Below are 14,342 nucleotides of genomic sequence, written 5' to 3' on the forward strand. Positions count from 1 at the left end.
TCCTTCCGGTGGGTGGGGGTCGGGTCGGGCCGGGCCGCTCATGCGGTGATCCCGGCACGGTCGAGGACGTCGGCCGCGAGGCCGAGCCCGGTGGTCATGCCGATGCCGGTGGTGACGGAGGCGACGTGCACCCCAGGCGCGGGCTCGGCCACGAGGAACTCCCGCCCCGGCGCCGTGGCGTAGGTGCCCTGCCAGCGCTCGACGACGTGCATGTCGTCGCGGCCGAACAGGTCGCGGCCGAGGCGCAACAGCAGCTCGAAGCCCTCCTCCTCCTGGAACACGGGCGCGTCGTCGGCGCGCAGGTGCGTGTCCCCGAGGATCAGGGTGCTGCCCTGCGGCGTCGCCATGAGGTTGACGTCCCAGGCCGCCCCGGACGGGTCGGCGGTCGCGAGCTCGGCCGCGACGTCCGCGGCCGCGGGGAGCGCGGAGAGCGCCGCATACCGGACCATCGACCAGCCGCTGAGCAGCGGGGTCGTCAGGCCGAGGGGCCCGGCGGGACGCACGCGCAGCATGTGCAGGCGGCACCGGCGCAGGCCGGCGGCCTCGGCCACGTCGGGCATCAGCCGGTCCAGGTCGTGGTGGGCGGCCACGACCACGACGTCGGCCTCGAGCGTGCCGCGGGTCGTGGTGACCCGGCCGGGCGCCACGACGCGGGCGGCCGTCCGCCAGCGGAAGTCCACGCCCCGGGACTCGAGCCAGCGGGCGAGCGCGGGGGCCGCCGCGCGGGGGTCGACGAGGAGGTCGAGCGGCAGGTGCGCACCCCCGACCACCGGGTCCGGGCGCACCGGGACCGCCGCCCGTACCTCGGCGGCGTCGAGGAGACGGACCTCGTCCGGACCGCGCTCGACGGCGAGCTCGGCGAGCAGCCGGTGCTCGGCCGCGGTCCGTGCCACGACGTGCGTGCCCACCGGGGCGACGCCGAACCCGGCGGCCGACCCGAGCGACAGCCAGCGCTCCCGGGCGTCGAGGGCGTACCGGCGCGCGTCGCCGGCCTGGGCCGTCACGCACACGTGGCCGAAGTTCTGCACCGACGACCCGACCACCCCCGACGCCTGCTCGACGACCGTCACCAGGTACCCGCGGCGGTGCGCCTCGGCGGCGACGCCCAGCCCGACCACCCCCGCCCCCACGACGACGACGCGGCGGCCGGTCGACGCGGGCGGGCCGGCGACCGTGGTGGTCCCGCCGACGGCGGGCGTGGTGGGGATGGGCGAGGTCATCGGGTTCCTCCCTGGTCGGGGTCGCGGCGGCGGTCGTGGTCGTTCACCGCACGGCCACCTGGGCCGGGTACGGTCCGGGCGTGGCCAGACAGAGCGTGCCGGCAGGGTCGTCGGCCCAGATCGTACGGGTGCTCGCCGACGAGCTCGCGGACCTGCCGTCCGGCACGCGGGTGGCGTCCGAGGCGGAGGTCGGCCGGCGCTTCGGGGTCGGGCGCGCCGCCGCGCGTGCCGCGCTGGGTGAGCTGGAGCGCCGGATGCTCGTGAGCCGCATCCAGGGCCTCGGCACGTTCACCCGGCGGCGGGTCGACTACCTGGTCGCGCCGGGCCGGGCGCCGTCGTGGAGCCGCACCCTGCGCGAGGCGGGCGCCGAGCCCCGCACCGTCGTGCTCGCGTGCGACGCCGTCCCGCTGCCGCCGGACGTCGCCGCGGCGCTGGAGGTGCCGACCGGCACCCGCGGGTTCCGGCTGGTGCGCCGGTCGCACATCGACGAGATGCCCGCCGCGTGGGGGGTCGAGTGGCTCACCGCCGACCTCGTGCCCGAGCTGCCCACCGCCCTGCGGCTCGAGGAGTCGCTGGACACCATCCTGCGGGAGACGGCCGGGGTGCGGCCCGAGCGCGCGTGGACCCGGGCGAGCGTGGAGCCCGCCCCCGAGGAGGCGAGCGACGGCCTGGGCTGCCGGCCGGGCGACCCCGCGTGGCTGATGGCGAGCCTCGCGCGCGACGGCGCGGGCGGGCGGCCGCTGCTGTCCACCGAGCGGTGGGTGCGCGCCGACGCGGTGCGCGTCGTGCTGGAGCTCGGCCACGGCCGCGACACCTGAGCGGGCCGCCGCCGCGGGAGTGCTCACGGCACCACCGCCGCGCGCGGCGCCGTGCCGGCCGGCCCGGTGAGGAGGGCGCCGACGTCGGCGAGCGGCGCGGCGGGCGTCACGAGCTCGTCCCACGGCACGGCGTCCCGGGTGCGGTCCAGCAGCCCGAGCGCGGCGCGCAGGTGGCGGGGCTCGTAGTTGTGGACGCCCGTCACGGTGAGCCAGCCCCGCACCACCCGCTCCGGGTCGAGCGCCACGGCGGGGGCGGGCGCGACGGACCCGGCCAGGACGAGCCGGCCGCCGACGTCGAGCGCGTCGAGGCAGCGGGCCACCGCCTGGCTCGCGCCGGAGAGCTCGATCGCGACGTCGACCGTCCCGACCGGCTCGTCGGTGCCCGGGGTGGCGGAGGCGCCGAAACGTGCGGCGACGTCGCGCCGGGCAGGGTCGGGGTCGGTGACGACGACCGTCGCGGCACCGGCGTCCCGCGCCGCCACGACGGCGGCCACGCCGAGCATGCCGGCGCCGCTGACGAGCACACGGCGGCCGGCCAGCGGGCCCGCCGCCTCGACCGTGGCCATGACCGTGGCGGTGGCGCACCCGGCGGGGGCGGCGAGCGTGTCCGACACGGTCACGGGGACCCGGGCGATCGTCGCGCCGGCGGGCAGCACCAGGTGCCGCGCGTAGGTGCCGGACAGCGGCCACGCCGAGTCGAACGCCTCGTGGCCGACCTTGCGCACGGACCGGCACTTGGCCGTGCGCCCGGCGCGGCAGCGGTCGCACTCGCCGCAGGCCACGGTGACGCCCCACACGACCCGGTCGCCCGCGGCGAGCGCGCCGCCGTCGTCGCCCACGGCTCCGCCGGGGCCGACCTCGACGACCTCCCCCACGGCCTCGTGCCCCAGCACGGACGGCGACGGCGACGTGCGTCGCCCGGAGACGGTGTGCCGGTCGCTGCCGCACACGGTGGCGAGGAGCACGCGGACCAGCACCTCGCCGGGCCCGAGCGCAGGTAGGGGTACGTCGACCAGACGGACGGCGTCGCCGCCCTCCCACAGCGCGACGGTGGTCAGGACAGCTGAGCGCGGATCCACCCGGAGAGCCTCTCGATGAGCAGGACGACGACGAAGACGAGGAGCACGATCCCGCCCGCCACCTGGAAGTGGAGGGTGCGGACCGCCTCGAAGAGCAGGAAGCCGACGCCGCCGGCGCCGACGATCCCGAGGATGGTCGAGGTGCGGATGTTGACGTCCAGGAGGTACAGGCCCGACCCGACGATCGACGGCATCCCCTGGGGAAGCACGGCGGAGAACAGCACCTTCCACCAGCCCCCGCCGACCGAGCGGACGGCCTCGGCGGGGCCGGGCGGGATCTCCTCGACGGCGTCCGCGACGAGCTTGCCGAGGAAGCCGATCGACCCGATGCCGAGCGCGACGGCGCCCGCGACCGGCCCGAGCCCGACGGCGGCGACAAAGACCACCGCGAGGATGAGCTCGGGGATCGCGCGCACGACGAGGATCACCGTCCGCGCGACGCCGTAGACCAGCGGGTGCGGCGCCACGTTGCGGGCCGCGAGCAGGCCGAGCGGCAGCGACAACAGCACGCCGATGCCGGTGGCGGACAGCCCGATGGCGAGGGTCTGGAGCATGGCCTCCCACAGCGCGGGCCCGAGCGTGGTGAGGTCCGGCGGGAACGTGCGTCCGGCCACGGCGAGCAGGTCGGGCACGGAGGTCACGAGCGTGGACGGGTCGATGTCGAGCCGGACGAACGAGGCGACGAGCAGGACGCCGGCGGCGCCCCCAACCAGCAACCGGACCGCGCGGTCGCGCCCGTACCGCGGGTGGCGCGGTGCCAGCAGCGTGCGGCGGATCGCCACGGACAGCAGCTCCATGCCCGCGACGAGCACGAGGATCACCAGCACGATCCCCATGGCCTTGGGGTAGACCAGGCCGCGCAGCGCGTCCTGGAGCGCGAAGCCGATGCCGCCGGCACCGACGAACCCGAGCACGACGGAGGTGCGCAGGTTGATGTCGACGCGGTACACGAACGCGGACACCCAGGCGGGCACGACCTGCGGGACGACGCCGTTGAGCAGCTCGCGCACGCGGCCCACGCCGACGCTGCGCACGGCCTCGCGCGGGCCCGGGTCCGCGCTCTCTATCGCATCGGCGAACAGCTTGCCGAGCATCCCCACCGAGTGCAGTGCGAGGGCGAGCACTCCCGGAAGCACGCCGAGCCCCAGGGCCCGCACGAACAGGACCGCGAACACGAGGTCCGGCACCGCGCGGCAGAACGTGATGACGCCGCGGGCGACCGTCGCCACCGCGGGGTGCGGTGTCGTCGTGCGGGCCGCGAGAAAGGCCAGCGGCACGGACAGGACCGTCGCGAGCACTGTGCCGAGGAACGCCATCAGCACCGTGTCGACGGCGAGCGTCGCGATGCGGGCGGGGTCCGACAGCTCCGGCGGCACCATCCTCCCGAGCAGGTTCGCCACGTCCTCGCCGCCGGCGACGAGCGTCGGAAGGTCGAGCCCGATCGCCGACGACGCGGCGAGCGTGAGCAGCACGCCGCCGCCCGCGAGCCACCGGATCGCCCGGTGCCGGGCGCCGGGCGGCGGGCGCAGCAGGTCGGGGCCCGGGCCGACACCGCGGCCCGCGCTGTCGTCGAGCCGGGGCGGCGCCGGGGCGGGCGCCACGGGGGCCGCCGTCATGCCACCACCGCCGCTGGCTCCACCCGGCGGTAGATCGCCATCGCCTCGTCCTTGGTGAGCCCGGCCGTCGGCCGGTCCAGCACCTTCTCGCCCTGCCGCAGGCCGACGAGCCGGTCGGCCCAGCCGAGCGCGAGGTCCACCTGGTGCAGCGTGCACAGCACCGTCAGCCCCTCCTCCGCGCAGACCCGCACGAGCAGGTCCATCACGGTGCCGGCGTTCTCCGGGTCGAGGGAGGCGACCGGCTCGTCCGCGAGCACGAGCTGCGGGCGCTGCATGAGCGTGCGCGCCAGGGCCACGCGCTGCTGCTGCCCGCCGGACAGCGTGTCGGCGCGCTGGTACGCCTGGTCGGCGAGCCCGACGCGCTCGATGTGCGCCATCGCCTCCGCCCGCATCCGGCGGGAGTAGGTGGACACCCCGTAGCGCGGTCCGCGCACGCGGCCCAGGCCCCCGACGAGCACGTTCTCCAGGCACGTGAGCCGGCCCACCAGGTTGAACTGCTGGAACACGAAGCCGACCTCGGTGCGCAGGTGCCGCAGCTCACGAGAGGACGCGCGGTCCACGCGCGTGCCGGCCACGGTCACCTCACCGCCGCTCGGGCGGTGCAGCCCGTTGAGGCAGCGCAGCAGCGTGGACTTGCCGGAGCCGGACAGCCCCAGCAGCACGACGAGCTCGCCGCGCGCCACGTCCAGGTCCACCCCGGCGAGGGCCGTGGTCCCGTCGAACTCCTTGCGGAGGCCGCGGACCCGCACCAGGGACTCGTCGGCGGTCGGCATGATCAGCCCTCCTCGCACTTGTCGGACTTGGTGATGGTGCAGACCTCGCGCGTGCCGTCGTAGTCCGCGTCCTCGGCGGGCACGAAGCCCCACGCGTCCTCGTCCGTGAGCAGGCAGTCACCGTCGCAGAAGCCGTTCTCGCGCAGGTAGTCGGCGTTGGCCTTCTCGGTCAGCAGCGTCGTGAGCTTCTCGTTCACCTCGGTTCCGAGGGCGTCGTTGCCGACGAAGAGCGAGCCGGAGATCGTCTCGGACTTCCAGACCTGCTTGAGGTCGCCCTCGGCGAGGTCGCCGGCCGCCGGCAGCGTGTCCTCCACCATCGACTGCATGGCGAAGCCGACCTCGCAGTCGCCCGACGCGACGGCCAGCGCGGACGCGTCGTGGCCGCCCGCGTACACCGGCTCGACGCCCGCGGCGACGTCCTTCTCGGTGCCCGAGGAGATGACGCCCGCGTCGATCAGGCCTGCGGTCGGGTAGAGGAAGCCGGACGTCGACCCGGGGTCCACGAAGCAGACGGACCTGCCGGCGAAGTCCTCGAGGCCGTCCACGTCGTCGTTGTCGCCCTGGGTGATGCCGAGCGAGAAGTACCCCGGCTCCGCGCCCTTCTCCGCGATGACGGCGGCGAGCGGGGTGACCGCGGCGTCGTTGTGGGTCGCGAGGACGTACCCGAACGAGCCGAGGAAGGCGAGGTCGACCTTGTCGGCGATGAGGCCCTCGATGACGCCCGCGTAGTCGGAGGCCTGGCTGACCTCGACCTTCGCCCCCGTCTCCTCCTCGAGCATCGCGATGATCGGCTCGTACCCCTCGGCGAGGTTCGTCGAGTTCTCCGCCGGGATGGCGCCGAGGCGCAGCACCTCCGGGAAGCCCTGGTCGGTGGTGCCGCCGCCGGCGGACGCCGAGCCCAGCGACCCGCAGCCGGACAGCGTGAGGGCCGCGGCGCCGGCGAGCGCGACGGCGGCGAGGGTGGTCCTGGTGGTCTTCATGACGTCTCCGGTGGTCGCTCTCCGCGTGGGCGCCGCGACCGGCGCCGACCAGGAGTCTGGGAGCCCGCGGAGAAGGGGCGGCCCCGGGAAGGTGAACGACGCATGAAGCCTCGTTAACCGTCTCGCCAGGTCGTCCGGACAACATGCGCCCGTGCCCACCACACTCCGCCCCACGACCGGTGCCCCCTGGCCGATCGGCGCCCCGCCCGCCGAGTGGACGCTCGCCGGCGTCCGCGCCGTCCTGCCCGACCGGGTCGTGGACGACGCGCGGCTTGTCGTGCACGGCGGCCGCGTCGCCGAGGTGGGCGAGCGGCCGCCGGGCTTCCGGGCGGACCTCGACGGCGGCGGCGCCTGGTGCCTGCCCGGTCTGGTCGACGTGCACACCGACGTGCTCGCGCACGAGCGCCGGCCGCGGCCCGGGGCGGACCTGCCGCTCGACCTCGCGGTGCGGACGGCCGGCGACCGGCTCGCGGCCGGCGGCGTCCTCACCGCGTTCCACGGCGTGCCGTTCGGCGAACGCTCCCCCGTCGGCCTCGCCGCGGGCGAGCCCGGGCCGGGGCCGGTGCTGGCGGCGCTGCGCGACCCGGTCGCCGCCGCGGCGGGCGCGCGCGTGCTGCACCGCCTCGACGTGCGGTGCCTCGCGGGGCTGACGGACCTCGAGACGGCCCTGGCGGGCGACGCCGGCGACGTGCCGCCGCTCGTCTCCCACGAGGACCACACCCCCGGCATCGGGCAGTATGCCGACCCCGCGACGATGGAGCGCTTCCTCGTGGAGCGCGAGGGCATGGCGCCGTCCGACGCGCGCCGGCACGTGGTGGCGTGGCGGGCGGAGCGCGAGGAACGGGCGGACGTCGCGACCGCCGCGCTCGAACGGCTGGGAGCGTGGGCTCGCGCGGGCCGCGTCCGGCTCGCCGGCCACGACCCGGAGACCCGGGGGGACGTCGAGGCGCTGGTCGCGCGAGGAGGCGCCGTCGCGGAGTTCCCGACGACGCTCGAGGCCGCGCGCGCCGCACGCCAGCACGGGCTGCACGTCGTGGCGGGCGGGCCGAACGCGGTGCGCGGTTCCTCGCACGCGGCCAACGTCTCCGCCCGTGAGCTCGTGGCGCGCGGCCTCGTCGACGCGCTCGCGTCGGACTACGTGCCGTCGTCCCTGCTGACGGCGGTGGAGGTGCTGGTCCGCGAGCGGCTGACCGACCTGCCGGGCGCCGTCGCGCTCGTGACCTCCGGGCCGGCGCGTGCCGCCGGGCTGGACGACCGCGGAGCGCTGGTTCCGGGCGCTCGGGCCGACGTGCTGCTGGTCCGCCGGGCGGGGCGGTGGCCCACGGTCGTCGCGGCCCTGCGCGCCTGACCGGACCGGCGGCGACGGCCAGGAGCCGCCGAGCTCCGCCACTGCGGCAGTCCTTCGGGCGGGCGGGAGCGAGTGTGGGGTCCGGGTGACCGGAGCACGCACGGCGAGGGTCACCCGCCGGCGAGCAGGCCCTCCATCGCCCGGATCTCGTCGCTCTGCGTGTCGACGACGGACTGCGCCATCGCCACCGCCTGCGGATCCCGGCCGTCGGCCACCTCCGCGCGCGCCATCTCGACGGCGCCCTCGTGGTGGACGATCATCTGCTTAAGGAAGAGGCGCTGCGCCTCGGCCTCCTGGGCCTCCTCGAGCGCCTGCACGTCCTCCTCGGACATCATCCCGTCCATCGAGCCGTGACCGCCGGACGTCGGCTCGACGCCCCACGCGTCGAGCCACCGGGTCAGGGTGTCGATCTCGGGGCCCTGGGCCGCCTTGATCTGCCGGGCCAGGTCGACGACCTCCGGATCGATCCCGTCCTTGGCGAGCAGCACGTCGGACATCGCGATCGCCTGCTCGTGGTGGGGGATCATCATCTGCGCGAACGTCACGTCCGCGTCGTTGAACGACGCCGAGTCTTCCGCCGGCGGCTCGGACGACTGAGCGCTCGTCGGGCTCGTCATGGCGTCCATGTCGTGACCGGCGTCCTCGGCGTCTGAGCACGCCGTCAGTCCGGCGACGACGGCGAGCGACAGCGCGGGTACGAGGGCGCGCTTCATCAGGGTGTGCGGCATGAGGGTCTGGGCCTTTCTCTCGGAGTAGCTGCCACGCCGGGCCGTGTGGCCCGGTGCCGGGCGGCGCGTGAGGGCGCGCCGCGGGACGACGTGGGTCTACGTCCGGGAGATGCCCAGGGCGTGCAGGGACGGGCCGTGCGCCCGTCGCGCGTGGGACAGGACCGCGAGTCCCAGGCCCCGCCACGGGACCTCGGCCAGCAGCAGGCCGCGCCCGCCCGGGAGGGCGAGCGTGAGGAGCACGGCCAGGATCATCAGGCACATCGCGGTCACCATCTCGTGGTGACCGCAGCCGCCGTCGCACGCGCCGGCCCCGGTGTCGTGGGTCGTGGCGACGGTCGCGGAGGCCGGCGCGTCGCGGTCCGGCGCGGGCGCCGCGTGGTGGTCCGTCCCGTGGTGGTCCGTCCCGTGCGCGACGGCGACGGTCGCGTGGGCCGGCAGGTGCGTGCCCGACGAGCCGCTCATCGCGTGCATCAGCACGACGCCGGCGATCAGGAGCAGGACCAGCAGGGCGCCCGCGAACCGTCGCCCCGGCAGGGCCAGGAGACGTCGGGCGGCGCGGACCATCCCGGCACTGTAGCGAACCGACCGTGCCCCGCGTCGCGTCACCGGGTCGGCAGGATGTACCCAGGTCGGCACACATGTCTGCCGACCTGGGTACGGATCGCCGACCCGACCCGTGCTCAGCGGGTCGCGGCCTCCAGCAGCTCCAGCACGTGCACGTAGTCGCGGCCGGTGGCGCGGGACATGCCCATCTCGCAGGTGCGGTTGCTGGAGACGTAGGCGTCGAACCGCCCGCCCGGCTGCTCGCCCTCCCGGACGGCGACCTCCGACGCCTCCGCGAGCGTCGCCGCCGCGGTGAGCTCGGGGTGCAGCATCCCGCGGTCCCCGGCGAAGCCGCAGCAGCCCCACGCGGCGGGCACCACGGCGTCGTCGGCGACGGCGGCGGCCACGGCACGCAGGTCGTCCACCGCACCCAGGTGCACCGTCGCGCACGTGGGGTGCACGACGACGCTCGCCTCCCGCGCGACCTCGACGCCCCGCGCCGCGAGCGCCGGCAGCACGTCGGTGCGCACGAACGTCACGGCGTCGACGATCCGCAGCCGCCCGAACCGCACGCGGTCCGCGTCGTCCAGGTGCTTCGGCGTCTCGACCAGCCCGTGCGTGCAGCTCGACGCGTCGCACACCACGGGGAGCCGGCCGCCGTCCGACGCCGCCCACAGCGCGTCGAGCACCCGCCGCGCCATCAGCGCCGCGCCGTCGGGCAGGCCCTTGCTCGCCCACGGCGTGCCGCAGCACAGGCCGCCGATCCCCGCCGGCACGGCGAGGCCGATCCCGGCGCGCTCGCAGAGCACGCGGAAGGCGGCCTCCGCGCCGATGTTCGCCGGTCGAGCTTGTCGAGACCCGGTTTCGACAGGCTCAACCAGCGGTGAGGCGGGGGCGAACAGCTCGCCCATGCACGAGGCGAACAGGACCGCGCGGGGAGCACTGCCGTCGTCGGCGACCACGTCGCCCTTCGTGCGCTGCCGACCGGGGCCAGGCAGGTCGGCGTCCACCCGGGGCACGACGTCGGTGCCCACGACGCCGCGCGCCACCTCCGACGCCGCCCGCGCCACCGGCGTCGGCACCGCCTGCACGACGCCGAGCGCACCGCGCAGCAGGTCGACCGTCGGGCCCCACCGGTCGGCGACCGCCGCCGCCCCGCGCTGCACGACCGCCGGGGTCGACCGCGCCCGGTGGCCCTTCATCACGATGCCGGTGTCGATGCCGACCGGGCACGCCTGCACGCACATCGAGTCCGCGGCGCAGGTCTGCACGCCCCAGTAGCGGTAGGCGCGCTCGAGCTCCTCGCGCTCGCCCGCCGGCGCCACCGCCAGCTCCTTGAGCAGCGCGATGCGCTGGCGCGGCGTCGTCGTCACCGTGCGCGACGGGCAGCCGGGCTCGCAGTAGCCGCACTCGACGCAGCGGTCCACGAGCGGCGCGTCGTCGCCCCCGGCGGACGCCTCGACCTTGAGGTCGCGCAGGTGCGCCCGCGGGTCGTCGCTGATCACGACGCCCGGGTTGAGCAGCCCGGCGGGGTCGAACAGCCGCTTGACCTCGCGCATCACCGCATACAGGTCGCCGCCGTACTGGCGGCGCACGAACGGCGCCATGATCCGCCCGGTGCCGTGCTCGGCCTTGAGCGAGCCGCCGTGGCCCAGGACCAGGTCGACGAGGTCGTCGCTGAACGCGGCGTACCGGTCCAGCTCGGCAGCGTCGCCGAGCCGCGGCGTGATCATGAAGTGCAGGTTGCCGTCCTTGGCGTGCCCGAACGTCACGGCGTCGTCGTACCCGTGCCGGGCGAACAGGCCGCCGAGGTCGCGGACCGTCACGGTGAGGTCGGCGACCGGCACGACGACGTCCTCCAGCAGCGCCGTCGCCCCCGCCGGCCGCGCGCCGGCCACCGCGGTGTAGAGGCCCTTGCGGACGCGCCAGAGGCGTTCGCGGGTGGCGGGGTCGGTGCCGACGGTCGCCGGGACTTCGAGACGCAGCCCGTCGACGACGGCGCGGGCGGCCTCCTGCAGCGGCGCGAGCGACTCCGTGTCGGGCGCCCGGTACTCCACGAGCAACGCCGTCTGGCCGGTGATCCTCCCGGCGAGCGCGCGCATCGACGGGTCTGCGCCGGGGTCGGCCGCCGCCACCCGCAACGACGCCGCGTCCATGAGCTCGATCGCCTCGGGGCCGGACGCCGCGAGCGGCGCCAGCGCGTCCGTGGCGCGCTCGAGCGAGTCCATGACCAGCAGCGTCGTCGCCGCGTGCGCAAGCAGCGGGACGGTGCGGAACGTGGCGTCGGCGACCCAGCCGAGCGTGCCCTCGGAGCCGATCAGCAGGTGCTCGAGGATCTTCACCGGGGAGTCGTGGTCGAGCAGCGCGTTGACCGAGTAGCCCATGGTGTTCTTCATCGCGAACTGCCGCTCGACCTCAGCCCGCATCGTCGCGCTCCCCCGCACGCGGTCGCGCAGCTCGGCCAGCCCCCGGTGCAGCCCCGGCTCGACGGCGGCCAGCCGCGCGTCGGCGTCCGGGGCGCCCGTGTCCACGACGGTGCCGCTCGGCAGCACCACCGTCATCGACTCCACCGTCCGGTACGCCGTGCGCGCGGTTCCCGACGTCATGCCGCTCGAGTTGTTGGCGACCACTCCCCCGATCGTGCACGCGATCTCGCTCGCCGGGTCGGGGCCCAGCCGCCGCCCGTACCGGGCGAGGTGCCCGTTGACCAGGCGTAGCGTGGCGCCGGGCTCGCACCGCACCCGGGCGCCGTCGTCCAGCACCTCGACGCGCGTGAACCGGGTGCGGGTGTCCACGAGCATCCCCGCGCCCGACGCCTGGCCGGACAGGCTCGTGCCGCCCGAGCGGAACGTCACGGGCAGGCCGCGCCGCCGCGCCTCGCGCAGCGCGCCGGCCACGCCGTCGCGGTCGTGGGCGCGCACCACCACCTCGGGCCGCAGCAGGTAGTGCGACGCGTCGTGCGCGTGCGCGACCCGGCTGAGCAGGTCCGTGCGCAGCTCGAAGCCGGACGTCGGGCGGACCTGCGGGCTCGTCGGTGAGCTCATGGGGCCATCCCAGCACACGTCGCGTCCCGCCGAGCATGCGGTTCCTCCGGGATTCGACCGCAGAACCCCGGAGGAAGGACCTGGTCGACTCCCCCTTAGGGCATGATCGGCCGGTGCATGACGAGGTTGCCCCGACGGTCCCGACCCCGACCCCACCCCGGCGCATCCTCGTCGCGGGCACGTCGGGCTCCGGCAAGACGACGCTCGCCGGGCGGGTCTCAGCGGCCCTCGGCGTGCCGCACACCGAGCTCGACTCCCTGCACCACGGCCCGGGCTGGACGCCTCGACCCGAGTTCGAGGCCGACGTGCGGGCGCTCGCGGACGGCGACGCCTGGGTCACGGAGTGGCAGTACCGGCAGGTCCGGTCCCTGCTGCTGAGTCGCGCGGAGCTGCTGGTCTGGCTGGACCTGCCGGTGCGGGTCGTGATGCGGCAGGTCGTGCGCCGGACGGTGTCCCGCCGGCTGCGGCGCACGGTGCTGTGGAACGGGAACGTCGAGCCGCCGCTGCGGACGGTCTTCACCGACCAGGACCACATCCTGCGGTGGGCGTGGCGCACGCGGAACAAGTTCCGAGGCCTGGACCGACTGCTCGCCGTCGAGGCGCCGCACCTCACGGTGGTGCGCCTGCACAGCCGCCGCGAGGTCGACCGCTGGGTCACCGGTCTTCCCGACGGCGCCGCCGTAGGACCCCGGCCTCAGCGGTAGCCGGCGTCGACGGGGTCGTCGAGGATCTGCTCGAGCTCCCGCACGATCCGCACGTCGCCGTCCAGCCAGTCGACGTCGTACAGGGTTGCGCGGTCCAGGGTCCGCAGCGCGTCGTGCTCCACGAGGGGCCGCGGATCGCCGTCGGTCACGATCGCGCGCCACAGGCGCAGGACGTGCCGGTCGGTGATGATCCATGCGCCGTCGTCGGGGCCCACCAGCTCGGCGCCGAGCTCGACGCGCACGCCCAGCTCCTCGCCCAGCTCGCGGTGCAGGGCCTCGACCGGCGTCTCCCCCGGGTCGACCTTGCCGCCCGGGAACTCCCACCGCCCGGCGATCGCCGCCGGCCGGCTGCGCCGGGCGGCGAGCAGCCGCGTCGGGCGCTCGAGGTCGTCGACGATCGCGGCGGCGACGACGAGGCGGCGGGAGGTCATGCCCGCGATTCTGCCATCCGCGGGACTCGCACCGGCCAGGGAAAGGCCCCGCGCCGACGTCCTCCCTGGCGTCGTGCAGGGCCTCCCGGTTCCGCGCCGTCAGCTCTGCCGGATACCCGCCCGTCGCGCCCACGCGACGGCCTCCGCCCGGCTGGAGACGCCGAGCTTGCGGTAGACGCTGCGCACCTGGGACTTGACCGTGTTGCGCGTGACGAAGAGCTTCGTCGCGATCTGCTCCAGGGTCACGTCCTCGGACAGGTTGGACAGGATGACCCGCTCGCGCCGCGTCAGCGTGGCGCTCGGCATCACGCTCGACATCGCACTCGACATCGCGTTCGACAGCGTCGCGGTCAGGGGCTCCAGCTCGATCGTGCTCATGGTCGTTCCTCCACAGACGGCTGCCGACCGATGGTCGACCTTGGGGAAGCCGTCATTGATGTGGAGCGGCAAACCGCGCTCTCATGACGCGGGTGAACGACAACAGTTGCGTCATGAGAACGTCCAGACCGTCGGGGACGCACCACCAGAGGCGTCCCCGACGGTCTTTGTGCAGGTCACAATGTTGTACAGGTCAATCATGCCCGGGCCGAAGCGCCAAATCACAATTTGGTCACGGCCGGTTCAGAGCGCCGTCATCCGGCCTGGGCGGCGTACTCCTCGGCCGACATGAGCTCGCCACGGGTGGTGACGTCCACCTTGAACAGCCACCCCTCGCCGAACGGGTCGGAGTTGACCAGCGCCGGGTCGTCGACCGCGGCCGTGTTCACCTCGACGACGGTGCCGCTCACGGGCGAGTACAGCTCCGAGACCGACTTGGTGGACTCGATCTCGCCCACGACGGCGCCGGCCTCGATCGACGCACCGACCTCGGGCAGCTCGAGGTAGACGACGTCGCCCAGGGCGTCGGCGGCGACGGAGGTCACGCCGACGGTGGCGGGCGACGCGTCGTCGACCCACTCGTGCTCGGCGGAGTAGCGCAGGGTGGCGGGGAAGTCGGCCATGGGGTGCTCCTTGTCCAGGACGGTTCGGTTGGTGCTCGGGGGGTGCAGGACGATCGT

At 75.4% G+C, this 14,342-nt stretch carries 14 protein-coding genes; 3 read left to right on the forward strand and 11 right to left on the reverse strand.

The window, feature by feature from the left end:
• Nucleotides 1-38 precede the first annotated feature (38 nt).
• Entirely contained in the window at nucleotides 39-1,220 is a 1,182-nt protein-coding gene (locus ABD254_RS09065; RefSeq protein ID WP_344247746.1) for a TIGR03364 family FAD-dependent oxidoreductase, read from the reverse strand.
• A gap of 80 nt (nucleotides 1,221-1,300) precedes the next feature.
• Here ABD254_RS09065 and ABD254_RS09070 point away from each other — a divergent pair, with 80 nt between their 5' ends.
• Nucleotides 1,301-2,038, forward strand: a complete 738-nt coding sequence (locus ABD254_RS09070) for a GntR family transcriptional regulator (RefSeq protein WP_344247748.1) — start codon at nucleotides 1,301-1,303, stop codon at nucleotides 2,036-2,038.
• A gap of 23 nt (nucleotides 2,039-2,061) precedes the next feature.
• On the opposite strand, the gene ABD254_RS09075 is transcribed toward ABD254_RS09070, so the two are convergent.
• Genes ABD254_RS09075 through ABD254_RS09090 form a run of 4 tightly spaced genes read right to left on the reverse strand, consistent with a single transcriptional unit; the run spans nucleotide 2,062 to nucleotide 6,486 of the window.
• Nucleotides 2,062-3,117, reverse strand: coding sequence for a zinc-binding dehydrogenase (locus ABD254_RS09075; protein WP_344247750.1), 1,056 nt, complete (start codon nucleotides 3,115-3,117; stop codon nucleotides 2,062-2,064).
• Complete coding sequence (phnE, locus tag ABD254_RS09080; protein ID WP_344247752.1) at nucleotides 3,093-4,733, reverse strand: phosphonate ABC transporter, permease protein PhnE; 1,641 nt, start codon at nucleotides 4,731-4,733, stop codon at nucleotides 3,093-3,095. The genes ABD254_RS09075 and phnE overlap by 25 nt, the downstream gene beginning before the upstream one ends.
• A complete protein-coding gene (phnC, locus tag ABD254_RS09085; RefSeq protein ID WP_344247754.1) occupies nucleotides 4,730-5,506 on the reverse strand; it encodes a phosphonate ABC transporter ATP-binding protein in 777 nt (258 codons plus the stop codon). The genes phnE and phnC overlap by 4 nt, the downstream gene beginning before the upstream one ends.
• Before the next feature lie 2 nt (nucleotides 5,507-5,508).
• Nucleotides 5,509-6,486, reverse strand: coding sequence for a phosphate/phosphite/phosphonate ABC transporter substrate-binding protein (locus ABD254_RS09090; RefSeq protein ID WP_344247756.1), 978 nt, complete (start codon nucleotides 6,484-6,486; stop codon nucleotides 5,509-5,511).
• A gap of 151 nt (nucleotides 6,487-6,637) precedes the next feature.
• On the opposite strand from ABD254_RS09090, the gene ABD254_RS09095 reads away from it, so the two are divergent.
• Nucleotides 6,638-7,834, forward strand: a complete 1,197-nt coding sequence (locus ABD254_RS09095; protein ID WP_344247758.1) for an alpha-D-ribose 1-methylphosphonate 5-triphosphate diphosphatase — start codon at nucleotides 6,638-6,640, stop codon at nucleotides 7,832-7,834.
• A gap of 110 nt (nucleotides 7,835-7,944) precedes the next feature.
• On the opposite strand, the gene ABD254_RS09100 is transcribed toward ABD254_RS09095, so the two are convergent.
• From ABD254_RS09100 to ABD254_RS09110, 3 genes are all read right to left on the reverse strand, one after another.
• On the reverse strand, nucleotides 7,945-8,562 hold the full coding sequence (locus tag ABD254_RS09100) for a DUF305 domain-containing protein (protein WP_425553693.1): 618 nt from the start codon (nucleotides 8,560-8,562) through the stop codon (nucleotides 7,945-7,947).
• 96 nt (nucleotides 8,563-8,658) lie between these two features.
• Nucleotides 8,659-9,126 (reverse strand): hypothetical protein, encoded by a 468-nt coding sequence (locus tag ABD254_RS09105; RefSeq protein ID WP_344247760.1) that lies wholly within the window; start codon nucleotides 9,124-9,126, stop codon nucleotides 8,659-8,661.
• A 116-nt stretch (nucleotides 9,127-9,242) separates the two neighbouring features.
• Entirely contained in the window at nucleotides 9,243-12,149 is a 2,907-nt protein-coding gene (locus ABD254_RS09110; RefSeq protein WP_344247761.1) for an FAD-binding and (Fe-S)-binding domain-containing protein, read from the reverse strand.
• 113 nt (nucleotides 12,150-12,262) lie between these two features.
• Between ABD254_RS09110 and ABD254_RS09115 the strand changes: the two genes are divergently transcribed.
• Entirely contained in the window at nucleotides 12,263-12,853 is a 591-nt protein-coding gene (locus ABD254_RS09115) for a P-loop NTPase family protein (protein ID WP_344247762.1), read from the forward strand.
• Here ABD254_RS09115 and ABD254_RS09120 read toward each other — a convergent pair.
• The 3 genes from ABD254_RS09120 to gcvH form a co-directional block, all read right to left on the reverse strand.
• Nucleotides 12,844-13,284, reverse strand: a complete 441-nt coding sequence (locus tag ABD254_RS09120; RefSeq protein ID WP_344247763.1) for a (deoxy)nucleoside triphosphate pyrophosphohydrolase — start codon at nucleotides 13,282-13,284, stop codon at nucleotides 12,844-12,846. The genes ABD254_RS09115 and ABD254_RS09120 overlap by 10 nt on opposite strands.
• Nucleotides 13,285-13,383: 99 nt before the next feature.
• Entirely contained in the window at nucleotides 13,384-13,614 is a 231-nt protein-coding gene (locus ABD254_RS09125) for a helix-turn-helix domain-containing protein (RefSeq protein ID WP_344248528.1), read from the reverse strand.
• Nucleotides 13,615-13,916: 302 nt separating this feature from the next.
• Nucleotides 13,917-14,285, reverse strand: a complete 369-nt coding sequence (gene gcvH, locus ABD254_RS09130; protein WP_344247764.1) for a glycine cleavage system protein GcvH — start codon at nucleotides 14,283-14,285, stop codon at nucleotides 13,917-13,919.
• Between the last annotated feature and the right edge of the window lie 57 nt (nucleotides 14,286-14,342).

Source organism: Isoptericola hypogeus, from assembly GCF_039531145.1.
Taxonomy (GTDB): domain Bacteria; phylum Actinomycetota; class Actinomycetes; order Actinomycetales; family Cellulomonadaceae; genus Isoptericola; species Isoptericola hypogeus.